Source organism: Pseudomonas sp. P116 (assembly GCF_020149425.1).
Taxonomy (GTDB): Bacteria; Pseudomonadota; Gammaproteobacteria; order Pseudomonadales; family Pseudomonadaceae; genus Aquipseudomonas; species Aquipseudomonas anatoliensis.
Map to the genome: position 1 here is coordinate 1 of NZ_JACVHB010000011.1, position 21,806 is coordinate 21,806.

Consider the following 21,806-nt stretch of genomic DNA (forward strand, 5'->3'; position numbering starts at 1 on the left):
AGTGAAACGATGCATCGCCGATGGTAGTGTGGGGTTTCCCCATGTGAGAGTAGGTCATCGTCAAGATTAAATTCCGAAACCCCAATTGCGAAAGCAGTTGGGGTTTTGTTTTGTCCGCAGGAAAGTTTTTGTTTTGTGCCAGTGAACAAATTTGCACAGTTATTTTCGAAGCAGAACACTAGAATAGCCCCAACTTTTTCGGAGCCAGAGCCTTTATGTCAGATCCGGTTGACGCCTCAGGGCTGTCAGATTTACCGCTGGAAGACCTGGTGGCCTGTCACGAGTGCGACCTGCTGATGCGCAAGCCGAAACTTGCCCACGGCGAAAAAGCCCTGTGCCCGCGCTGCGGTTACGAGTTGTACGCCCACCGCCATAATGTGGTGCAGCGCAGCCTTGCCTTGGTCATCGCGGCACTCTTGCTCTACGTGCCAGCGAACTTTTTACCCATCATGCAGCTCAATCTACTCGGGCAGTCGTCGCACGACACTGTCTGGAGCGGCGTTGTGGGGTTGTTCAACACCGGCATGCAAGGTGTTTCGATCGTCGTATTCCTGTGCAGCATGGCCATTCCGTTAATCAAGTTGCTGTGTCAATTGGCGGTACTGCTGACGATCCGCTTGAACCTTGGGCGCAGCTACGGCCTGCTGCTCTACCGCATTTACCACCACCTCAAAGACTGGGGAATGCTCGAGGTCTACCTCATGGGCGTACTGGTGGCGATCGTTAAACTGGCGGACATGGCAGCCATCACCGTCGGCCTCGGGCTGGCGTGTTTCATCGGCTTGTTGTTGATTCAGGTCTGGCTGGAAGTGGTGATGTCGCCGCATCAGATCTGGCAGGCGTTATCTGGAGAGAATGCTCATGCGGGCGATTGATGCGGGCATTCTGACTTGTACCGAATGCCACGAGTTGAACAGGCAAGAAGCGGACACCGACGAGCAGACCTGCACGCGCTGCGGGGCTCTTGTTCACCCGCGCCGTCCGAACAGCCTGACCAGAACCTGGGCACTGCTGATCACCGCAGCGATTATCTATATTCCGGCCAACGTGCTGCCGATCATGACTGTCAGTTCTTTGGGGCAGGGTGATCCGAGCACCATCATGTCCGGGGTGATCCAGTTGGTGCAGCACGGCATGATCCCTATTGCTGCGGTCGTTTTCATTGCCAGTATTCTGGTGCCGACTTTCAAACTGGTGGGCATTGCGCTGTTGCTGTTTTCGGTACAGCGACGTCAGCCGTTGTCCGCGCGTCAGCGCATCTGGATGTACCGTTTCATCGAATTCATTGGCCGCTGGTCGATGCTTGATATTTTTGTGATCGCCATCCTGGTGGCGGTCGTCAACTTCGGCCGGCTTGCCAGTGTCGAAGCCAATCTTGGCGCCATCGCCTTCGCCACTGTGGTGATTCTGACGATGCTAGCCGCAGTAACTTTCGATCCCCGACTGATTTGGGATAACACGGAGTCGGATGACGACCATGACTGATTTGCCTGTAGCGAAAACCCGACCGGCCTCGAACTGGTCTGCCATTTGGGTACTGCCTTTGATCGCGCTGATCATCGGTGGCTGGCTCGGCTGGCGTGCTTACTCCGAAACCGGTATCGAGATCCAGATTCGTTTCGAGAGCGGCGAAGGCATCCAGGCCAACAAGACCGAGGTCATGTACAAAGGTATGTCGGTCGGTAAGGTCAAGACGCTCAAGCTCGACGATGAAGGCAACTCCAAAGGAGTGATCGCCACGGTCGAGATGAATAAAGACGTCGAGCCATACCTCAAGACCAGCACCCGCTTTTGGCTGATCAAACCAAGCGTGACCTTGGCCGGTATTACCGGGCTGGAAACACTGGTCTCCGGTAACTACGTCGCCATCAGTCCCGGCGAAGGCGAGCCTTTGCGCAAGTTCAAGGCGCTGGCTGAAGAGCCGCCGCTGTCTGATGCCAAGCCTGGTTTGCACCTGACCATCAAGGCTGATCGTCTCGGCTCGCTGAGCCGCGGCAGCCCGGTGTTCTACAAGCAGATCAAGGTCGGTCAGGTCAAAAGCTATCTGCTTTCGGAAGACCAGAGTACGGTCGAGCTCAAAGTTTTTATCGAGCCGACCTACGCCAAACTGGTGCGTAAACACACACGTTTCTGGAACGCCAGCGGCATCAGCATCGACGCCAACCTGTCTGGGGTAAAAGTGCGCAGCGAATCGCTGGCGAGTATTGTCGCCGGCGGTATCGCCTTCGCCACGCCAGAGAATCGCAAGGACAGCCCGGCGACTGATCCAAGCCTGCCGTTCCGCCTCTATGAAGACTTCGACGCCGCCGCTGCCGGGATCCGCGTGAAGGTCAAACTAAGTGACTTCGAAGGTCTGCAGGCCGGTCGTACGCCGGTGATGTACAAAGGCATTCAGGTCGGCAATCTGAAAGCGCTGAAGGTCGATCCGGATCTCAACAGCGCCACTGCCGAACTCACCCTTGATCCATTGGCCGAAGACTATCTGGTCGATGGCACGCAATTCTGGGTGGTCAAACCGTCTATCTCTCTTGCCGGTATCACTGGGCTGGAAGCCCTGGTCAAAGGTAACTACATCGCCGTGCGACCGGGTGACAAAGGGGCTGCCCCGAAACGTGAATTCGAGGCCAGGCCAAAGGCGCCGCCTCTGGATCTGCGTTCGCCGGGCCTGCACCTGGTGTTGTTCACCGATGCCCTTGGTTCGATTGAAGTCGGCAGTCCGATTCTTTACAAACAGGTCAAGGTCGGTTCGGTACAGAGCTACCAGTTTTCCAGGACCAGAAAGCAAGTGGTTATCGGTGTTCACATCGAGAAGGAATACGAGAACCTGGTTAACGCCTCGACCCGTTTCTGGAATGTCAGCGGTATTACGCTGACCGGTGGCCTGACGGGCGGCATTCAAGTGAAGAGTGAATCACTGCAGACGCTGATGGCCGGCGGTATTGCTTTCGAAACGCCACAGGCCAAGGCGCCATTGCAGAAACGCATTCCGCGCTTCCGCCTGTTTGCCAGCCATGACGACGCCAATCAAAAGGGCGATGTCGTGACGATCAAGGTTGATCGCGCCGATGGTTTGCGCAGCGGTACGCCAGTTCGATTCAAGGGGCTGGATGTCGGCAAGATCGAAAGTGTCGATCTGACCGACGATCTGCAATCGGTCATCCTCACCGCACGCATCACTGAAGTACCAGAGAAAATTGCCCGGGTCGGCAGTCAGTTCTGGGTGGTCAAACCGGAGTTGGGGTTGATCAAGACATCCAATCTGGAAACTCTCGTCACCGGGCAATATATCGAAGTGCAACCAGCGGCGAAGAACCTCGGCCCACAGAAGAACTTCGTCGCACTAGCCAATGCGCCGGAAGTCGCCAAGCAAGAGGCGGGTTTGAGTCTGGTATTGAGCGCCGCTCGTCGTGGTTCGCTGAAACCGGGTGTGCCAGTGACCTACCGTGAAATTACCGTGGGCAAAGTCACCGGTTATGAACTGGGCCAGACCGCTGATCGCGTGTTGGTGCACATTCTGATCGAGCCGAAATATGCGCCGTTGGTGCGCAGTGGCAGCCGCTTCTGGAACACCAGTGGTGTGGGTTTCGATATCGGCTTGTTCAACGGCTTGACGGTACGCACGGAATCGCTCGAGACGGCGATTCAGGGCGGTATCGCGTTTGCCACGCCGGATGGCGAGCGCATGGGCAATCCCGCTCGGGCAGAGCAGACGTTCCCGCTGTTCGACAAGTTTGAGGATGAGTGGCTGACGTGGGCGCCGAAAATCCAGCTCGGTAAGTAATCCGGGAATTATGAGGTGTCTGGGAGGACGCCTTCGCTGGCAAGCCAGCTCCCACAGGGGTCGGCGGTGCTCATACAATCCGTGTTCGACGCCAAACCTGTGGGAGCTGCGGTGCGACGATTCGACTTGCCAGCGATGCGGCCTTAAAACCCACAACAAAACCCCAGGCCATAAAAAAGGGCCGCGATCCAGTCAGATCGCGGCCCTTTTTATTGCCTTCAGTTAACGCCGATCAAACCGCATCCAGCTCCGGCTCATCCGCTTCAACATTTACCGTGGCTTTGACCACATCATGGCGACGGATGTACTTCCAGTCCGCCTCGTCGATGTAGATCCCTGCCGGGCCGCTGCCGCCTTCCAGGTCGATGGCGACACTGGCGCAGACCTGCGGCTTCACGCTCGCCAGAATCGGTACGAAGCCCAGTTGCAGGCTGGTTTCCAGCAAGGCTGCCTGGTTCTTTTCGTCGATGTCCGCTGCCTCATCGAGGTAGTACGGCAGGCGTACGCGACCGGCCTGATCGCGGTCCATCAAGTGCAGCAACAAGTACATGTTGGTCAGCGCCTTGATGGTCATGGTGGTGCCGTTGGACGCCGCGCCGTCGATGTCGGTGTGGATAACCGGTTGGCCGTTGACCTTGGTGATCTCGAACGCCAGTTCGAACAAGTCCTTGAGGCCGAGCTGGTTGTGGTTTGCCGCCACCAACCGCGCAAGATATTCCTTGGCCTCTTCGTTCTTGTTGTCCTGCTCGGCGCTCTGGCTCAGGTCGAACACCGACAGGGTTTCGCCTTCTTCGTACTGACCGGCGCTGTGGATGATCTGATCGATGTGCTTGAGCGCTTCCTTGTTCGGCGCGAGGACGATACGGAAGCTCTGCAGGTTGGACACCTGACGCTTGTTGATCTCGCGGTTGAACAGCGCCAGTTGGTGCTCGAGGCTGTCGTAGTCGCTACGAATGTTGCGCAGGGTCCGGGCGATGTCGGTGACTGCCGCACGACGCGCCTTGCCGAGGGTCAGCGCCTCGTCGGTACGGTGCGCGTAAGCGTTGATCAGCAGTGACAGGCGGCGCTCCATGTCGTCCTCGCTGTCGAACTTGGCCACGCCTTTGAGGCGCACCTGCGCGTAAAGCGCTTCGATCTGGCCATCGGCGCGCAGCAATCCTTGCCAGCTGTCCTGATAGTCGTTGAGCAGCGGCAGCAGGTTGTCCATCGAATCGTCGACCGGATCCATGAACGGCGTGCCGAACGGCAGGTCCGCCGGCAGCAACTGACGGCGGCGCAGGGCGTCGTCGAGGGTGCGTTGCTTGGCTTCCATGTCGGCGATCTGCCGGCCAACCAGTTGCAGCTTGGCCGACAGTTGCTGGACGCGTTCGGTGAACGCATCGCTGGAGCGTTTGAGTTCGTCTTGCGCGCCTTCCATCTGCGCCAGTTGCTCAAGCTTGTCGCCTTCTTCGGCGCTCAGCGTCTGGCTGCGACGGAAGTCTTCCAGGGCTTTCTGCGCATCCAGCACCTGCTGATACAGCGCTTCGGTCTGGGTCTTGCTCGCCGTGCGGTCGGCTGCCACGGCTTGTTGGGTTTTCAGTTGCTTGAGCTCTTTGTCCAGACGCTCTTTCTGATCACGCAGCGCGGCACGGTCGGCCAAGGCTTGCAGGGCCGGCGGCTCGATGTGCGAGAGGTCGATCGACAGGCCCGGCACCTCGAAGCGCTCGCCTTTGAAGCCGTCGAGAATCAGCTCAACCGATTTGACCCACTCGCCATTGTCGTCGAGGGTGATGCCGTGTTCGCCCAGCGGCAAGCTGAACAGCGCGCTGTTGAACAGACGCATCAAACGCTCGACGTCAGGCTGCGAGAATTCTTCACGCAGACGGGCGTAGCTGTTGTTGTCGGCGTGATCGAGTTGCTGTTTCACCGACTTCAGGCGTTTTTCCAGATCGCGCAGACGCTCTTCCAGATCTTCGGCGCTGAACTGACGCGATTGCGCCAAGGCACCGGCCAACTCGTCGTGAGCGTCTTTGGCGGCGAGCAACTGTTGCTCCAGCACTTTGACGTCATCGACCAGCGCGAAACGATTCTTCAACACCGACAACTCGCCGAGCCAGCGCTGGATGCCGGAAATTTCCCGTTCCAGGCGCATCAGCTCTTGCGTACCGCCACGCTGATTGTTTTGCAGTGCGTCTTGCTCGCCGCGGTAGTGATCGGCCTGAATCGTCAGCTCTTCCTTGCGCGCACCGGCGTAATCCGACCAGGTGCCGAGCAAGGAGTCGAGCAGCGGCGACAGGCGATGCAGTTTGCCGCGCAGCACGTCACGCTGTTTCACGCCGTTGGCCAAGGCTTCGACCAATGGACCAGCGGCGACCAGCGAGTTGTAGTCCTGTTCCATGCGGCGTACGTCGCGGAACGCTTCTTCGCACGCGGCGATGTAATCGACGCTACCCGAACGCAAGCTGTGCTCGAACGCATCGAGGAACAGTTGCTTGAGCTTGGCCGCGGTGATTTCGCGCATGTGCAGCAGGTTGATGAACAGTGCGCGGAACGTCTTCAGGCTCTGCTCGCTGGTGGAACGCAGCGGGATCAGGGTCAGGTCCAGCGGGATCGACGTGTGACCGCCCACCAGCAAGCGACGCAGTTCGTCAGGCTTGAGTTCGTAGGCTTTCAGGCCTTCTTTCTCAAGGTTGCTGAACAGCTCTTTCTGGCGCAGGCAAGTGTCGTTTTTCTGGTAATGGGCCAGGTCGAGTTTGCCGGCGTAGGCGAAGAACTGGTGACCGAAACCACCGCCCGGGCCGCGACCGACCACGCCGATCACGTGCGGGCCGTGGGGCAGGTTGACTTCGACAAGGATGTAACTGGTGTCGGTAGCGAAGTAGAAGCGCCGCGATTGTTCCAGACTGTACTTGCCGAAGCTCATGTCCGACATGCGCGCCAGAATCGGGAACTGCAAGGCGTTGATCGACGCCGATTTACCGAGGTTGTTCGCGCCATAAACCGACAGCGGTTCTTCCAGCGGGAACAGGCCGAGGCTGTAACCGGCGGTGTTCAAAAGGGCAAAGCGGCGGATGCCGTAGCGTTCCTGGCTCATGCGTCGGTCTCCTGTTCTTCGGCAATGGCGCGGGCCAGTGCGTCTTCTTCGCTCTCTTCTTCAAATTCCGAGAGATCGAGCGGATCGTCGGTTTCGAGGAATTTGGCTTCGGCGGCTTCGTCGATCAACACTGGCGCTGGCAGCGGCAGAACGCTGTGCACACTGGCGGCCAGGTCGCGGTCTTGCTGAACCGACAGGCACACATCGAGGAACCGGTGCATCGGCGGCAGGAAACGGTACACGCCGTTCTCTTCGCCAGCGAAGCCAAGCTGGGTCATGCGGCGCATGATCTTTTCTTCCAGCTCTTCAACGGTCTGTACTTCGGCCTGAATAAACAGATCGCGGTACTTCTCCAGCAACGACGGCAGCTCTTCGCGGCCGAGGCTGCCACCATCAAGCACAGCGATCGGGTCGCGGCCCTGATCGGCCAGATGCTCGACGAGGATGAAGGTAAACAGGGCCAGACGCTGGGCAGTCTTGTTCACCGCCGCAGCCGCCAGATCCGGCACGAAGTAGTAGAAACCACGGGTGTCGCAGACCAGTTCAAAGCCCAGGGCCTTGAACAGCGTGCGGTACTGATCCTGGAAGTTCGACAGTTGCGCGTACAGCTCCGGATCACGGCGGCTGACGTGGTAGCCCTTGAACAGTTCGCGGAAGATCGGCGCGAGTTGGGACAGTTCGGAGAGATCAAGATGCATTTGGGATGCTCGCAGAATCCTCGGCGGCGGGGTCGCGGGCCGAGAGCAGGGCGAAGGAGCGCAGGCTGACCTGGTGCTCGTGAGTGTGGTATTCGCGGCGTTCCAGACGCTCGCGCTTGAAGCGTTTTTCCCGCGACAGGCGCGAGAACCAGTAAAGCAATTCGTCGGTGGCGCCGTCCGGTTCCTGCTCCAGCAGCCAGACCATCAGGTCAGGCATCGGCAGGGCATCTTCGCAGCGCTCGAGCATTTCGCGCACCGTGCGTGGCGCGCGTGGAGCTTCGCCACCTTTCTGGGTTTTGTGGGCCTTGGGGAAACGCGCCGGCTTCGGCTCGAAACGCGCCAATGCATACACATAGGCTTCGACCTGACTGGCGCTGCCGAGGAAGGTACTTTGCGGCCGGGTGAACAGCGGCATCGCGGCTTGCGGCACGGCATCGATCCCTTTGCGGCGGATCGCTGCCAGCGCCAATGCGGCGCCACGGGTCACGGCGTTATGGCGGCGCGCTTCTTCACGCAGCGGCAGCAGCAGTTCACGGGCATGACGCAGGGTCAGTTGGGCGCTGGTCTGCATTTCGAGGATGCGCGCGTGGGTGCGCAGCAGCATGTCGTCATCGACCAGATGGCCGAGGCGTTGCTGTTCGCTGAGCATCTTCAGCAGCACGGTTTCGACCTTGCGCACGCCTTGTTCGAAGGCGCCGTCGGCGTTGACCAGATCGATCATCGGCTCGACGTATTCGTCCCAGGTCGCCAGCACTTCGGCGTAACGCTGACGCAGCGGAATCTGCCGGTCGCTGGTCTTCGCGCGTTCAGCCACGGCCACCAGCGCCTGCTCGTCGTTGTCGAGCTTCTTCAACACGTCGCGTACGCGCATGTCGAGCAAGCGCAGCTGGCGGGCCAGGTCGTGGCCATCGCGGATATCGAACGCGTCCTGAATGTAACCGGCCAGGCGCTCGAGATGCCGCAGATAGGCTTCGATTTCCAGGCACAGGCCCAAACGGTGCTCACGGCGCAGGTAGGCGAGGAAGTCGTGAATCTGCGCATTGAGCTCGAAACGGTTCGGGCTTTTCGCCACGGGCACCAGAATGTCGAGGCGAATCCACACGTCGAGCAGGCTGGTGATGTCCTGCGGCGTGCTGTCCAGTTGTTGGGCGGCCAGTTGCGTGCGCAGTTCGTTGAGGCTCAGTGTGCCTTGGTCGAAGTGCTCGCACAGTGGCTCCAGAAGTGCCCAGTGTTCAGCGAGGGCGCGCAAGACGCGCTTGGGTTCGATCATCGGAATGGCCGGCTGGTTGGCGATTAAAAGCCGCGATTGTACTGCATCACGAAGGATGCGATTCACTCTCGGGACGGGCTGTCGCTTTTTCTAAGGTAGAGCGTGACTCAAGACTATCGATCAACAGCAAGCGATCTTGAGCGAAGGGCGGTAGAATCGGCGCACTTCAGTTATCCACAAGTGGCCGACCTTTGCTTATCGAGTCCCGCCGCCGCGCCTATTTGAACGCCATGCAGGTGGTCAATTGGCTGCCGCGCACCGAATTGCCCTTCGCCGCCCCTTCGCGGCCCGAGCTGCTGGACATGCCCGAGCCCGAAATCGAGGCGCCGATTGTGGCTGCGCCACAGGCCGAAACCCCGGTGCAGCCTGCCGTACGCCCAGCCGAGCGACAGAAGATCGAAGTGCCGCGGCCTTCGTCGCCGAGTACTCGGGCCAGCACAAAACCGGTCGAGGAGACCGACGACACGCCAGTGGTCGCCAAACCTGCGCCAGTGCCCCCTCCGCGTTTCGCCCTGCAATTGCTGCGCGCCGGGCGTTGCCTGCTGCTGGTGGAGTTACCCACAGGTGAATCCTTCCAGAGCCGCGATCCGGCGTATCTCTTGCTCAAGGACATGTTGCGTGCCGCCGGTCTGCCGGATGCGCCGCAGATCGTCGGCGAGCCGGTGCGCTGGCCGTGGTTGAATCGCGGCACGATGGATCAGGGCCCGGAAGCGGCGCGCGACTTCGTGCAAGGTTTTCTCTCGGTACAAATGGAAGCGGCGCCCTGCGCCTGCCTATGGCTGATCGGCCTGCCGGCGGTGCGTTTTGCCGGTGAGGCGGACGCCGAAGCGTTCAATCGTGAATTGCAGATCGAAGGTCTGGGCGCTGCCTGGGCCGTTCCCGGTCTGGAATTGTTAATGGAAGAGCCACAGCGCAAAGCCGCTGTGTGGCAAGCCATGCGTCGGCTGATGGCGCGCTGGAAAGAATCGAATGAGTGACGCTGTAACGTTCCGCCCGATGACCGAGGCGGACCTGGACGCTGTGCTGAAGATTGAATTCGCCGCGTACAGTCACCCGTGGACCCGTGGGATTTTTCTCGACGGCCTGGGCAAATACCAGATCTGGTTGATGTTTGAAGGTCAGCAGCAGGTCGGTCACGGCGTGGTGCAAATCATTCTGGATGAGGCGCACCTGCTCAACATCACGGTCAAACCGGAGAATCAGGGGCGTGGGCTAGGGCTGACATTGCTGGAGCATCTGATGTCGCGGGCGTATGCCGCCCAGGCGCGCGAGTGTTTTCTGGAGGTGCGTGACAGCAACCAGTCGGCATTCCGTTTGTATGAGCGTTATGGCTTCAATGAGATTGGCCGGCGTCGGGATTATTATCCGGCGGTGGGTGGGCGTGAAGATGCGGTGGTCATGGCCTGCACCTTGGTTGACTGATCCCACTGATGCATAGCTGAGCCTCTGTAGGAGAGGCCGAAGGCTGCGATCTGTTGATCTTGCTTTGGATGTTGAACAACAAGATCAAAAGATCGCAGCCTTCGGCAGCTCCTACAGGGATTGCGTTAATGCAGGTAATCAGCAGGGATGGCGTTACTGCAGGTAATCAGCGATTGCCATCCAACGGTTTGCGCCGTGCCAGCTCTGCTTCATCCAGGCCATTACCGCCGCCGATATCGTCTTCATCGACCACGCTCAAATCCCAGTCCGCCGGATTGTCTTCACCGGATTCGCTGGCATCTCTGGCGCCATCCTCACGAATCAGCGTTTCCGGGCTCATGTCATCGTCGGTCGGCTCATGGTCGGCAGTCGACGCGCCAGTGAGACCCGCTTCACGCACGCGCTCCTCTGGCATCAGTTGCTCGCGCTCCTGTTCCGGCAGTTCATCGCCGATCTTCGCGCTGGGCTGTTCATCGTCGAAGTCCAGCTCATGCATCGAACCCATGCGATCTTCGTTATCATCGATGGGTTCCGGTTGCACCGCATCGTAAGGGCGTCGTGAATCAGTCATGGCAAATCCTCATAGTGTGGGCCTTACTAAGGTGGACTCACCGGGCACACGAGAATTCCAACAAAAACACTTGCGATCCTTTCGTGACCCCGACCGACGGTCGTCTGTCAAAGCAGCGCATCTTTCTTGAGGCCTTACAGCATGCATGACTTACAAGACCTGATTGATAACAACGAGCGTTGGGCTGACGCGATCACCAAGGAAGACCCGGATTTCTTCGCCAAGCTGGCGCGTCAGCAAACCCCTGAGTATCTGTGGATCGGCTGTTCCGACGCACGGGTGCCGGCCAACGAAATCGTCGGCATGTTGCCAGGCGATTTGTTCGTACACCGCAATGTTGCCAACGTGGTGCTGCACACCGACCTCAATTGCCTGTCGGTGATCCAGTACGCGGTCGATGTGCTCAAGGTCAAACACATTCTGGTCACTGGCCACTACGGCTGTGGCGGAGTGCGGGCGTCGATGCAGGATCGTCAGCTCGGTCTGATCGACGGTTGGCTGCGCTCGATCCGTGACCTCTATTACGACAAGCGTGACGAACTGGCCAAGCTGCCGACCGAAGAAGAGCGGGTCGATCGCATGTGCGAGCTCAACGTGATCCAGCAAGTGGCCAACGTCGGCCACACCAGCATTGTGCAAAACGCCTGGCATCGCGGGCAGAGCCTGTCGATCCACGGTTGCATCTACGGCATCAAGGATGGCCGCTGGAAAAGCCTGAACGCGACCATCAGCGGTTTCGAGCAACTGCCGCCGCAATATCGCTTGCGTCCTGTCGGGGCGCCGTAACCCCGAAAGTTGCCCGCGCGGATCAGCGTGAGCCTTGCCGTCGCCAGCGCTGTAAAAAGTGCTGGCCCTCGATGCTCGGTGGTTCGTTGTAACCGGTGATCCACCCGCGGCACCGTGCAGAACCGCAACCGCAGGCAAACTGATGCAGCAGTTTGTCCTCGGTGGCGGCGTAATCCATGGTCAGCCGCTCACCCCTGTGGATATCTTTCAACGCCCACAGCCACAATTCGCTCATGTCGAGAAACACGTTCGGGTCGCAGGCGTGTTCGAGCGCTCCGCAAAAGCGCGGATCGTAGACGTGGATACCGTTCAATAGCTGCCGGGTCTGTCGACAGCGATAGGGCAACAACTGTCCAGACACCCTGCACATACGGCTGGTGCGCTGAAACTCCCGACGCGCTGCGACGCCTGTCGGGGTGCCATGCTCATCGTGGAAGACTTCGAAGTCGGCGCTGGACGGAAACCCGAGGCGCACCGGCAGGCCGGCGAAGGGGTAGATGCCTTCGGTATCGCGTGGAACCGATCCAGCAATCGCATGGGTACTCATAACAGTCCTTGTCGCAAGGAGGGCACGACTTCCTTCAACTGACGTCCTGTCAGCACGGCGGAACCATTCTTTGGATCCAATCTAGTCGTAATAGGTATAGACGGTCTACTGTCAGATCTGACAGGCGAAATAGACGCTTTCCCGTGTCAGTCATGGCTGACACGGGAAATCTTCGGCACGGTTACAGGTGTGGGGCAGGGACGGCAGTGGCTGGCAAAGGCGCTTTGAGCTGTTGCAGTTGAGCTTTGACGGGTGGGGTGGCGCACTGGGTGGCGGCTTGCTCCGGGGTCAGATCGCGAATCGAGGTGTAGAACAACTCGCAGGTTTTGACCTTTTGGGTGACTTGCCAGGTCTGCGTGCACTGACTGAGAGTGCTCTGCGCATCGCTGCCCGGTTTACTGCCCATATCGGCCTGCCAGCAGGCGGCGCTCAAGTCCTGCCCCATTACCCTCAGGCCTGCCGCGTCAGCCTTGGCTTGCGCATCGTCGCCGGTATAGCTTTTGGCGTCGGCGGCGTACCAGATATAACTCGGATGGTTGGACCCTAACACCGGCACGTTCACGCCTGCGCTCGGGCTGATGGTCGCCAGGCCGAGGACGTTCACGGTCGGCCCGTATTGCTGCTTGATCCAGTTGCGTACCGGTGCACCGAAAGCCACCATCGGCAGTGTCGTGCCGCTGACGGTCTGGCTGAACTGCTTGACCAGCGTGGTCTGGTAGTCCTTGAAGTAGTCATACACACCCTCCAGATCACTGCCGGCGTTGGACGGCGCGGCGATCGGGGCGATGTCGATAATCGTCTGATAGGCCGGGGTCTGATCGGCGGGAATGCCATTGGCCGTCAGCAGCGTTGCCCAGCGGTCGGTGGTATTGGAGCGCAGATAATCCTGAGCCTGGGTCAGCGAGTAATCCGGCGGAAAGTGCAGCAATTCGACGCTTTTGCGATTTTCCAGGGCCATGCCCAACGGCAGGAACAGATACCAGCTATACGCCCATTTGCCATCGGCGTTGAGCTTGCTGGCGCCGGTGTAGGCCAGATCTCCCGCGTCCAGCAGCGCCGACAGCGGCTTGTCGTAGCCCTGCGGCACGCCGCTGATTTCGGCATGGATCTGGTCGTTATCGGTTTTCACCAGAACCTTCGCATTGGCATAGCCGTCGCGTTGCACGCTCTGGGTCAGGTAATGCGCGACCGTCTGCTCCAGCGTCCAGTTGCGGAAGCAGATCACGCTGCAGTTGTTGGGGTAGGCGAACAGACGTGTGACGCGCTCGGTGCTGCCCAGCTTCAGGTCGACATCGGCGTGGGCGGCGGCGCTCAGTGTCAGCGCGGCGAGGGTAAGTCCTGCGAGTTTGAACATGCTCAGATCCTTTTCAGCGTGGTTCCCCCGATTTTGGGGTGCTTCATATTGGATCAGCGCTGTTGTTCGGAGAAGTGTTAACTGGCAAATTCTACGGTGAACAAAGGCCAGGATCAGTTGTAGGTGCGGGCATTGGTCAATGCCTCCCATGGCGTTACCGGCTTCAAGTGATCGCTGCCATGTTTCCATGGCGGGCCTTCGCGTAGCACTTTCAGCTAGACTGCTGGCATATCGAATCTTGCGTTGGTGAAGAATGAAGCCTTCCACTGCACTTGAGCTGCAACGATCCGCCATCCGAGAAGTCGTTGGCCGATTCCGTGTGGCCAACCCCCGCGTATTTGGTTCGGCGGCATTGGGGACTGATATTGAAGGAAGTGATCTGGATCTGTTGGTCGACCCGCTGCCCGGCGCCACTTTGTTTGATCTCGGCGGGCTTCAGGTTGAACTGGAAGACTTGCTCGGCGTGACTGTTGATCTGCTCACGCCAGGAGACCTGCCACTGAAGTTTCGACAGCAGGTCCTTGATCAGGCACGTCCCGTATGACTGAGAATCGGCTCGGCGATTATCTTGAGCACATGCGCCTGGCCGCGAGTGATGCGCTGATCTTTGTCGAAGGCCTCAGCAAGTAAGAGTTCGTCGACGACAAGCGTACGCAACAAGCGGTCATCATGAGCTTGATCATCATTGGCGAGGCAGCTACCAAGGTGATGGATCGTTATCCTGAGTTCACCGCTCTGAATTCCCAGGTTCCATGGCGTGCGATGCGCGGAATGCGCAACCGGATTGCGCACGGGTACTTCGATATCAATCTGGACGTTGTGTGGGAAACCGTCATGGTTGCGTTGCCTGAACTCTTGAAAGTCCTCCCCACCATTCAAAACTGATTGCACCTGCCGCGAGGCAGGTGCAATTGCGTCAGGTTACGGCGTCACCGGCGGCGTATACGCCAGTGTCGTCCCCAGCGCCCACAGCAACAGCAGCACCAGCGGTGTATGCACCAGCAATTGCACAAACGAGAAACCGATCAGGTCCCGCGCCTTCAAGCCGAGCACGCCCAATAGCGGCAGCATGTAGAACGGATTGATCAGGTTCGGTAGTGCCTCCGCCGCGTTGTAGATCTGCACCGCCCAGCCGAGGTGGTATTGCAGATCGTTGGCGACTTGCATCACATACGGCGCTTCGATGATCCACTTGCCGCCGCCGGACGGGATGAAGAAACCGAGAATTGCCGAGTAAACGCCCATCAGCAGCGCATAGGTATCGTGCGAGGCGATGCTGACGAAGAACGTCGAGATGTGATGGGCCAGGGTTTGCGCATCAGCGCCTTTGACGGTGGTCATCAGCGCGGCGATCGAGCCGTACAGCGGAAACTGGATCAGCACGCCGGTGGTGGTCGGCACCGCGCGGGCGACGGCATCAAGGAAGCTGCGCGGGCGCCAGTGCAGCAGTGCGCCGAGCATGATGAACAGGAAGTTGTAGGTGTTGAGCCCGGAAATCGCGGTAATCGCCGGTTTCGTCGAGAACTCATGGAACAGCCATCCTGCCGCCAGCAGCACCAGCACGATGATCAGCAGCGGGCTGTGTTCCAGCCATTCGCCGGGGCGCGTGCGCGGTTGCAGCGGCGGCAGGTTGAAGGCCGGGTCAATCCCGCAGGCCTCGGCGCTGCGCGCAGAGTTCGGGCCGGGGGCGGTGGCGTAGGCAATGATGATCGAAACCACGATCAGCGCCAGCAACATCACGCCGGACTGCCAGAGGAATATGGTTTCGGTGAACGGGATAACGCCAGTGATCGACAGAATCGACGGCGGCAGGCTGCCGGGATTGGCCTGCAACTGCGCCGCCGACGATGACAGACCCAGCGCCCACACCGCGCCAAGCCCCAGATACGCGGCGGCGCCAGCGGCACGGTAATCCATTTTCAGATCGGTACGGCGGGCGAGGGCGCGGACCAGCAAACCGCCGAACACCAGCGACAGGCCCCAGTTCAGTAACGAGGCAACCATCGAGATCAACGCGACCCAGGCCACGGCAGAGCGGCCGTTTTTCGGGATGCGTGCTAATCGGTCAATCAGTTTCACGGCGGGTGGGGAACTGGCGACCACGTAGCCACCGATCACCACAAAGGCCATTTGCATGGTGAACGGGATCAGGCTCCAGAACCCGTCGCCGAATGCCATGGCGGCGGCAGTGGGTTTGGCGCCCATGGCCAATGTGGCCAGTGCAACGATGATGACGGCTAACGCTGCGAATACCCACGAATCGGGAAACCAGCGTTCGGCAAAGCTTGAACAGCGCAGGGCGAAGCGCGCAGAGCGGCTATCTTCGATATCAACGGCCACGGGAATACCTCGGATTTTTTATGGTTATTTTTGGTCCAGGGGATGAATCGCACAGCCCCTGTAGGAGTGAGCCTGCTCGCGATGGCGTCTTTACATTCAACATGTGTATCGACTGAGACGACGCCATCGCGAGCAGGCTCACTCCTACAAGGTATCGGCTTGACTCGCCGACAGTGGAGTTCGCCCTGCAGGACGGGCATTTACAGTAAATCAACTGCCGTTTCTTTGTGAGCAGGTTTTGCAAAACCGGGACTATGGTCTAACGGGTTGTCCATTGGCGCATTTGCGTAGACCATGTGCGCCTTGGTTTTTTGCCTGCCAGAGTTCTTTGCCATGACTGCCCAAAACACGGCCAAACCGGTGCCGTTCAGCCGCTCCGACTACAAGACCCTGGGCCTTGCGGCCCTTGGCGGGGCGCTGGAAATCTACGATTTCATCATCTTCGTATTCTTCGCCCTGACCCTCAGCCAGTTGTTCTTCCCGCCGGAAATGCCCGAGTGGCTGCGACTGCTGCAAAGCTTCGGGATTTTCGTCACCGGTTATCTGGCGCGGCCGCTGGGCGGGATTCTGATGGCGCATTTCGCCGACCGGATGGGCCGCAAAAAAGTCTTCAGCCTGAGCATCCTGATGATGGCGCTGCCATGCCTGCTGATCGGGATCATGCCGACTTACGCCCAGATCGGGTATTTCGCACCGCTGCTGTTGTTGGCGCTGCGCATCTTGCAAGGCGCGGCGGTTGGCGGTGAAGTGCCGAGTGCCTGGGTGTTCGTCGCCGAGCACGCTCCGACCGGGCATCGCGGTTATGCCTTGGGCTTCTTGCAGGCCGGTTTGACCTTCGGCTATCTGATCGGCGCGCTGACCGCGACGTTCCTGGCACAAGTTTTCACCCCGGCGGAAATTCTTGATTACGCCTGGCGCTATCCTTTCCTGCTGGGCGGCGTGTTCGGCGTGATCGGTGTCTATCTGCGCCGCTGGTTGAGTGAAACCCCGGTGTTCATGGCGATGCAAGCGCAGCGCGAGGCGCGGGTCGAACTGCCGCTGCGTACAGTGCTGCGTGAACATCGACTGGCGATGCTGCCAGCCATGTTGCTGACCTGCGTGCTGACGTCGGCAGTGGTGGTGTTCGTGGTCATCACCCCGACCATGATGCAGAAAACCTTCGGCATGACCGCCAGCCACACTTTTGCGCTCAGCGCCCTGGGCATCGTCTTCCTCAACATCGGTTGCGTGATCGCCGGGTTGCTGGTGGATCGCATCGGTGCCTGGCGCACGGTGATGCTGTACAGCGTGCTGCTGCCGCTGGGCATTGGCGTGCTTTACAGCTGCTTGATCATGGGCGGCAGTTGGCTTGGTCTGGCATACGCCGTGGCCGGTCTTGCCTGCGGCGTTGTCGGTGCAGTGCCGTCGGTGATGGTCGGGTTGTTCCCGGCGCGTATTCGCGTGTCAGGCATTTCCTTCACCTACAACATTGCCTACGCCGCCTGGGCGAGTATCACGCCGTTGTTGCTGATCGGTCTGATGCCATGGAGCCCGTGGATCTGCGTAATCTTCTGCGCGGTGATGGGCGCAGTGGGTGTGCTGAGTGCGGCGTATTTTGGCTCGCGGATGCCGCGTACGGGGCCATGTCAGGTTGCCGGAACTGCCTGACTCGCCGAGCCCGAACTATTTTTGACTGACGAGTCTCAATCGCTCTTCAGAAAAGCTGTCCAAAGCCGATGGTTAGGCTGTATCCCGCTTTCCACCCTGCCCATCGGTGCTCTCCCATGTTCAATAAACGCTTGAAGCAAGAGCTGGCTGCTCTTCGTGAAGAACTCTCCAGCCTTGTGCAAGTGAAGGAAAGCCTGGAAAGCGAGATGATGGTGCTGACCCTCGAGCCGGACGGACGGGTTCAGTCGGTCAACCAGAACTTCCTCAACGAGATGTTCTACAAGAGCCATGACCTGATCGGCCGGGCCATCGATGACATCGTGCCGGCCCATGTGAAAACCGACGAGTTCCATCAGCGCTTCAAGAACGCCATGACTCGCGGCGAGCATTTCGCTGGTGCCGTGCGACTGCTGCGTGGCAACGGTGACGAGGCCTGGTTGCGTTCGATCGTGCAGCCGGTACGTTCTTCGGATGGGCGGATCAAGCACATCTCGATCTTCTCCAGCGACCTGACCCGCACGATCGAAGCCTCCCGCGAGCATGAAAACCTGATCGGTGCACTGGTGCGTTCCACCGCTGTGATCGAGTTCGATTTGAACGGTAACGTGCTGAACGCCAACGAGCGCTTTCTCAGCGGCATGGGTTACAGCCTGGCGCAGATAAAGGGCAAACATCACCGCATGTTCTGCACGCCCGAAGAGTACAACAGTGCCGAGTATCAGAATTTCTGGCGTCGCTTGAACAACGGCGAGTTTGTGGCTGACCGCTTCAAACGTGTCGACAGCCATGGTCGTACAGTCTGGCTGGAGGCGTCCTACAACCCGGTGGTCGATGCCAACAACAAACTGTACAAAGTGGTGAAGTTCGCCACGGTGATCACCGATCAGGTCAACCGCGAACAAGCCGTTGCGGATGCGGCCAGCATTGCCTACAGCACTTCGCAACAAACCGACAGCACTGCCCAGCGCGGCACTACCGTGGTGACCGAAGCGGTCAACGTGATGCGCGATTTGTCGCGGCACATGCAGGCCGCAGGTGAAGGCATAGAAGCGCTCAACGAGCAGTCGCTGGTGATTGGCACGATCGTCAAAACCATCAGCGGCATCGCTGAACAGACCAACCTGCTGGCGCTCAACGCCGCGATCGAAGCGGCCCGTGCCGGTGAGCAGGGCCGTGGTTTTGCCGTGGTCGCCGACGAAGTGCGGCAACTGGCGTCGCGCACCAGCCAGGCAACCGATGAAATTGTCTTGGTGGTAAGGCAAAACCAGGAAATGGCACGCAACGCCGTGGCACTGATGACCGACGGTAAGCTCCAGGCCGAACAAGGTCTGGCGCTGGCGGCCGAGGCGGGCACGGTGATCGTCGAGATTCAGGACGGCGCACAGAAAGTCGTGAACGCGGTCGGCCAGTTCGCCAACCAACTGTCTAACTGATGCTCCCCGTAGGAGCTGCGGCACGCTGCGATCTTTTGATCTTTTGATTTCAAGTCTCAGAATCAGGATCAAAAGATCGCAGCGTACCGCAGCTCCTACAGGGGTTTTCGTCAGCAGTTCTGGCGCTACAATCTGTTCCTTTTACCCGGAGCAGATCCCCATGAGCGATTCCCACCGCCGCCCGGTTGCCCTGAACAAAGCCTACCGTTTGCTCAATCACGGCCCGACCGTACTGGTCAGCGCCGCCCATGACGGACAGCGCAACATCATGGCCGCCGCGTGGGCGATGCCACTGGATTTCGAACCGCCGAAAGTCGCCGTCGTGCTGGATAAATCCACCTGGACGCGGCAATTGCTCGAGGCGTCCGGCACCTTCGTACTCAACGTTCCTTGCGTCAATCAGGCCGATGTCGTGCAAACCGTCGGTTCGACTTCAGGTCTGGAAATCACCCAAAGCCAAGGGCAGGACAAGTTTCAGGCCTATGGCTTGCAGACCTTTAGCGGCGAGAAAGTTGAAGCGCCGCTGCTCGAAGGGTGCGTTGCCTGGCTCGAATGTCGATTGTTGCCCGAGCCGCGCAATCACGAACAGTACGATTTGTTCCTCGCCGAAGTCATTGCCGCTCATGCCGATGAGCGGGTGTTCAGCGAAGGGCGCTGGCATTTCGAAGGGCATGATGGTTTGCGCACGCTGCACCACGTGGCGGGCGGGCATTTCCTGACGATTGGTGACGCGGTGGATGGCAAGACGCTAGCGATTTGAATTTCGTTGATGGCAAACGCCCAGCGCAAAGGCCTACCACCCGGTAGGCCTTTTCCGTTCACTGCGTAATCCTCAGTCCCCCAACGCTTCCCCTTCACGCCGTGGATCCGCGCCACCTTCCAGCGATGCATTTCCCTGCGCATCCTTTACCCGCACGATGGCCTGGGTGCCACTGGTCATATCGATTTCGTTAACGTTGTGGCCCTTGTCTTTCAAAGCCTGAACCAGCGCCGGGCTGAACTGGCCTTGTTCCAGTTCGGTCGGGCCGTTGCGGCTGCCGAAGTTGGGGAGGCTGATGGCGCTTTGCGGGTCGAGGCTCCAGTCGAGCAGGCCGACGGTGGTTTTGGCCACGTATTCGATGATCTGCGAGCCGCCCGGCGAGCCGACGCTGGCGAGGAATTCGCCGCTGTTGCGGTCGAAGATCAGCGTGGGTGCCATGGATGAGCGCGGACGTTTGCCGGGTTCGACGCGGTTGGCGACTTTCTGGCCGTTCTCTTCAGGGATGAACGAGAAGTCAGTCATCTGGTTGTTCAGCAAAAAGCCCTGAACCATCAGGTGCGAGCCGAACGCGGCTTCGATGGTGGTGGTCATCGACACGGCGCCGCCGAGGTCATCCACCGCGACCACTTGCGAGGTGGAGATGCGCAGCGGTGAGCGATCCGGCGCGTAAGCCACTTGCACGCCCGGCGGTGTTCCCGGTTTGGCGCTGCCCATGCTGTGTTCGCCGATCAGGCTGGCGCGGCTGGCGAGATAGCCTGGGTCGACCAGGCCTTTGACCGGCACCGGCACGAAGTCAGTATCGGCGACGTATTGCGCGCGGTCGGCATAGGCCAGGCGTTCAGCCTCGGCGATCAGATGCACGGCTTGTGGATCGGGTTCGAGGCCGGCCGGTTTGTCAGTCTTGTGGGGTTTCAGCGGGGTCAGCGAAAGGCGCGGATCGCGGGTTTCCAGTGCCTGCAAGGTGCCGAGAATCTGCGCCACGGCGATCCCGCCCGACGACGGTGGCGGCATGCCGCAAACCTGCCAGCGTTTATAGTCAGTGCACAAAGGCGCGCGCTCTTTGGCTTTGTAACCTTGGAGATCATTCAACGACAGGCTGCCGGGATTGGCGTGGCCCTGCACCTTGGCGACGATCTCCTCGGCGATCGGGCCGGTGTACAGCGCGTCGGCACCTTCGCTGGCAATGCGTTTGAGTACCGCAGCCAGCGCCGGGTTTTGCAGGCGCGTGCCGACCGCTTTGACGCTACCGTCGTGGTTGAGGAAGTACGCCGCCATGTCCGGCGATTGGCGTATCACTGGATCGGACTCCAGCAACGAATACAGGCGCGGGGAAATCGCAAAGCCTTGCTCGGCCAGTTTGATTGCCGGTTCGAACAACTTCGCCCACGGCAGACGGCCGTGCTGTTTATGCGCCATCTCAAGCGCACGCAACACGCCCGGCGTGCCGACCGATCGGCCGCCAATCTGCGCCTGCGGGAATGGCATCGGTTTACCGTCCGCTTGCAGGAACAGCTTCTCGGTGGCACCGGCCGGTGCGGTTTCGCGACCGTCATAGGTGCGCACCTGTTTGCCGTCCCACAGCACGATCATCGCGCCGCCACCGATCCCGGAGGATTGCGGCTCAACCAATGTCAGCACCGCTTGCATCGCAATCGCGGCATCAATCGCTGAGCCGCCTTGACGCAGGATCTCCCGACCCGCTTCAGCGGCAAGTGGATTGGCCGCAGCGGCCATGTGTTTGCTGGCGTGACGGGTTTGCAGGTCGGTGCGATAACCGGAGGCGGCTTCCGGTGCCAGTGGCAAAGTCGAGGAGGGCGGGGCGTTGCACGCGGCGAGGGTCAGGGCGCTGATGATCAGCGTCAGGGCAGGCAGGCGAAAGCGGCTCAAGGGCAAGGCTGAAAACACGCGGGCTCTCCGTCCGTGGGGGAAAAAGTCTGTGGGACTTTATCGGCCGCTCGGGCGCGACGCAAACCGGTGGGCATTTTTGTCTTTCTTTTCAGGGCGGATGTTCGCTAGGGTCAAGCTCAAATTTATGGAGCACCAACATCCCCCTGTAGGAGTGAGCCTGCTCGCGATAGCGTCATTACGGCCAACATCAGTGTTGACTGAACCACCGCTATCGCG

17 protein-coding genes and 3 pseudogenes are annotated in these 21,806 nt (G+C 59.7%); 12 read left to right on the forward strand and 8 right to left on the reverse strand.

The genetic code is table 11. The features are described from left to right. The first annotated feature begins 215 nt into the window (after positions 1-215). From ICA15_RS27940 to ICA15_RS27950, 3 genes are read left to right on the forward strand one after another with little or no spacing between them, the layout of a single operon-like run. Positions 216-875 carry a paraquat-inducible protein A gene (locus tag ICA15_RS27940; RefSeq protein WP_210555671.1) on the forward strand — a complete coding sequence of 220 codons (660 nt, stop codon included), beginning with the start codon at positions 216-218 and terminating at the stop codon, positions 873-875. Further along, positions 862-1,485, forward strand: coding sequence for a paraquat-inducible protein A (locus ICA15_RS27945; RefSeq protein WP_150616395.1), 624 nt, complete (start codon positions 862-864; stop codon positions 1,483-1,485). Before ICA15_RS27940 ends, ICA15_RS27945 begins: the two co-directional genes overlap by 14 nt. Next, positions 1,478-3,781 (forward strand): PqiB family protein, encoded by a 2,304-nt coding sequence (locus tag ICA15_RS27950; protein ID WP_210555672.1) that lies wholly within the window; start codon positions 1,478-1,480, stop codon positions 3,779-3,781. Before ICA15_RS27945 ends, ICA15_RS27950 begins: the two co-directional genes overlap by 8 nt. 232 nt (positions 3,782-4,013) lie before the next feature. Here ICA15_RS27950 and mksF read toward each other — a convergent pair whose 3' ends face one another. From mksF to mksB, 3 genes are read right to left on the reverse strand one after another with little or no spacing between them, the layout of a single operon-like run. Then, positions 4,014-6,854: an Mks condensin complex protein MksF gene (gene mksF, locus ICA15_RS27955; RefSeq protein WP_150616393.1), complete on the reverse strand. Its 2,841-nt coding sequence runs from the start codon at positions 6,852-6,854 to the stop codon at positions 4,014-4,016. Next, positions 6,851-7,552, reverse strand: a complete 702-nt coding sequence (mksE, locus tag ICA15_RS27960) for an Mks condensin complex protein MksE (protein ID WP_150605257.1) — start codon at positions 7,550-7,552, stop codon at positions 6,851-6,853. The genes mksF and mksE overlap by 4 nt, the downstream gene beginning before the upstream one ends. Beyond that, complete coding sequence (gene mksB / locus ICA15_RS27965) at positions 7,542-8,822, reverse strand: Mks condensin complex protein MksB (RefSeq protein ID WP_191626511.1); 1,281 nt, start codon at positions 8,820-8,822, stop codon at positions 7,542-7,544. The genes mksE and mksB overlap by 11 nt, the downstream gene beginning before the upstream one ends. A 230-nt stretch (positions 8,823-9,052) precedes the next feature. Between mksB and ICA15_RS27970 the strand changes: the two genes are divergently transcribed. Both ICA15_RS27970 and rimI read left to right on the forward strand, forming a co-directional pair. Next, positions 9,053-9,799 (forward strand): energy transducer TonB, encoded by a 747-nt coding sequence (locus ICA15_RS27970; RefSeq protein ID WP_210555701.1) that lies wholly within the window; start codon positions 9,053-9,055, stop codon positions 9,797-9,799. After that, the gene (gene rimI, locus ICA15_RS27975) at positions 9,792-10,244 is read left to right on the forward strand and encodes a ribosomal protein S18-alanine N-acetyltransferase (RefSeq protein ID WP_042561071.1); all 453 of its coding nucleotides are present in this window, start codon (positions 9,792-9,794) and stop codon (positions 10,242-10,244) included. Before ICA15_RS27970 ends, rimI begins: the two co-directional genes overlap by 8 nt. Positions 10,245-10,410: 166 nt before the next feature. On the opposite strand, the gene ICA15_RS27980 is transcribed toward rimI, so the two are convergent. Further along, positions 10,411-10,815, reverse strand: a complete 405-nt coding sequence (locus ICA15_RS27980) for a serine kinase/phosphatase (protein WP_150605259.1) — start codon at positions 10,813-10,815, stop codon at positions 10,411-10,413. A gap of 141 nt (positions 10,816-10,956) precedes the next feature. On the opposite strand from ICA15_RS27980, the gene can reads away from it, so the two are divergent. Then, on the forward strand, positions 10,957-11,601 hold the full coding sequence (gene can, locus ICA15_RS27985) for a carbonate dehydratase (protein WP_042561069.1): 645 nt from the start codon (positions 10,957-10,959) through the stop codon (positions 11,599-11,601). 22 nt (positions 11,602-11,623) lie between these two features. Here the strand turns inward: can and ICA15_RS27990 are convergent, their stop codons facing one another. Next, entirely contained in the window at positions 11,624-12,148 is a 525-nt protein-coding gene (locus ICA15_RS27990; protein WP_150616392.1) for an SET domain-containing protein-lysine N-methyltransferase, read from the reverse strand. 181 nt (positions 12,149-12,329) lie between these two features. Further along, complete coding sequence (locus tag ICA15_RS27995; protein ID WP_210555673.1) at positions 12,330-13,502, reverse strand: hypothetical protein; 1,173 nt, start codon at positions 13,500-13,502, stop codon at positions 12,330-12,332. A 253-nt stretch (positions 13,503-13,755) separates the two neighbouring features. On the opposite strand from ICA15_RS27995, the gene ICA15_RS28000 reads away from it, so the two are divergent. Both ICA15_RS28000 and ICA15_RS28005 read left to right on the forward strand, forming a co-directional pair. Further along, positions 13,756-14,046: a nucleotidyltransferase family protein gene (locus tag ICA15_RS28000; protein WP_210555674.1), complete on the forward strand. Its 291-nt coding sequence runs from the start codon at positions 13,756-13,758 to the stop codon at positions 14,044-14,046. Then, positions 14,043-14,387 (forward strand): annotated as a pseudogene (locus ICA15_RS28005) (DUF86 domain-containing protein). Before ICA15_RS28000 ends, ICA15_RS28005 begins: the two are co-directional and overlap by 4 nt. Positions 14,388-14,423: 36 nt before the next feature. Here the strand turns inward: ICA15_RS28005 and ICA15_RS28010 are convergent. Beyond that, positions 14,424-15,842 (reverse strand): short-chain fatty acid transporter, encoded by a 1,419-nt coding sequence (locus ICA15_RS28010; RefSeq protein ID WP_210555675.1) that lies wholly within the window; start codon positions 15,840-15,842, stop codon positions 14,424-14,426. 333 nt (positions 15,843-16,175) lie between these two features. Here ICA15_RS28010 and ICA15_RS28015 point away from each other — a divergent pair, with 333 nt between their 5' ends. The 4 genes and pseudogenes from ICA15_RS28015 (at position 16,176) to ICA15_RS28025 (ending at position 19,682) form a co-directional block, all read left to right on the forward strand. Continuing rightward, the gene (locus ICA15_RS28015) at positions 16,176-17,489 is read left to right on the forward strand and encodes an MFS transporter (RefSeq protein ID WP_210555676.1); all 1,314 of its coding nucleotides are present in this window, start codon (positions 16,176-16,178) and stop codon (positions 17,487-17,489) included. Between the two features lie 209 nt (positions 17,490-17,698). Then, positions 17,699-18,382 (forward strand): annotated as a pseudogene (locus ICA15_RS28735) (PAS domain-containing protein); the annotation flags it as partial. A 102-nt stretch (positions 18,383-18,484) separates the two neighbouring features. Then, positions 18,485-18,922 (forward strand): annotated as a pseudogene (locus ICA15_RS28740) (methyl-accepting chemotaxis protein); the annotation flags it as partial. A gap of 160 nt (positions 18,923-19,082) precedes the next feature. Further along, complete coding sequence (locus ICA15_RS28025) at positions 19,083-19,682, forward strand: flavin reductase family protein (protein ID WP_150616386.1); 600 nt, start codon at positions 19,083-19,085, stop codon at positions 19,680-19,682. Positions 19,683-19,754: 72 nt separating this feature from the next. Here the strand turns inward: ICA15_RS28025 and ggt are convergent, their stop codons facing one another. Further along, positions 19,755-21,587, reverse strand: coding sequence for a gamma-glutamyltransferase (gene ggt / locus ICA15_RS28030; protein ID WP_210555678.1), 1,833 nt, complete (start codon positions 21,585-21,587; stop codon positions 19,755-19,757). Positions 21,588-21,806 lie beyond the last annotated feature (219 nt).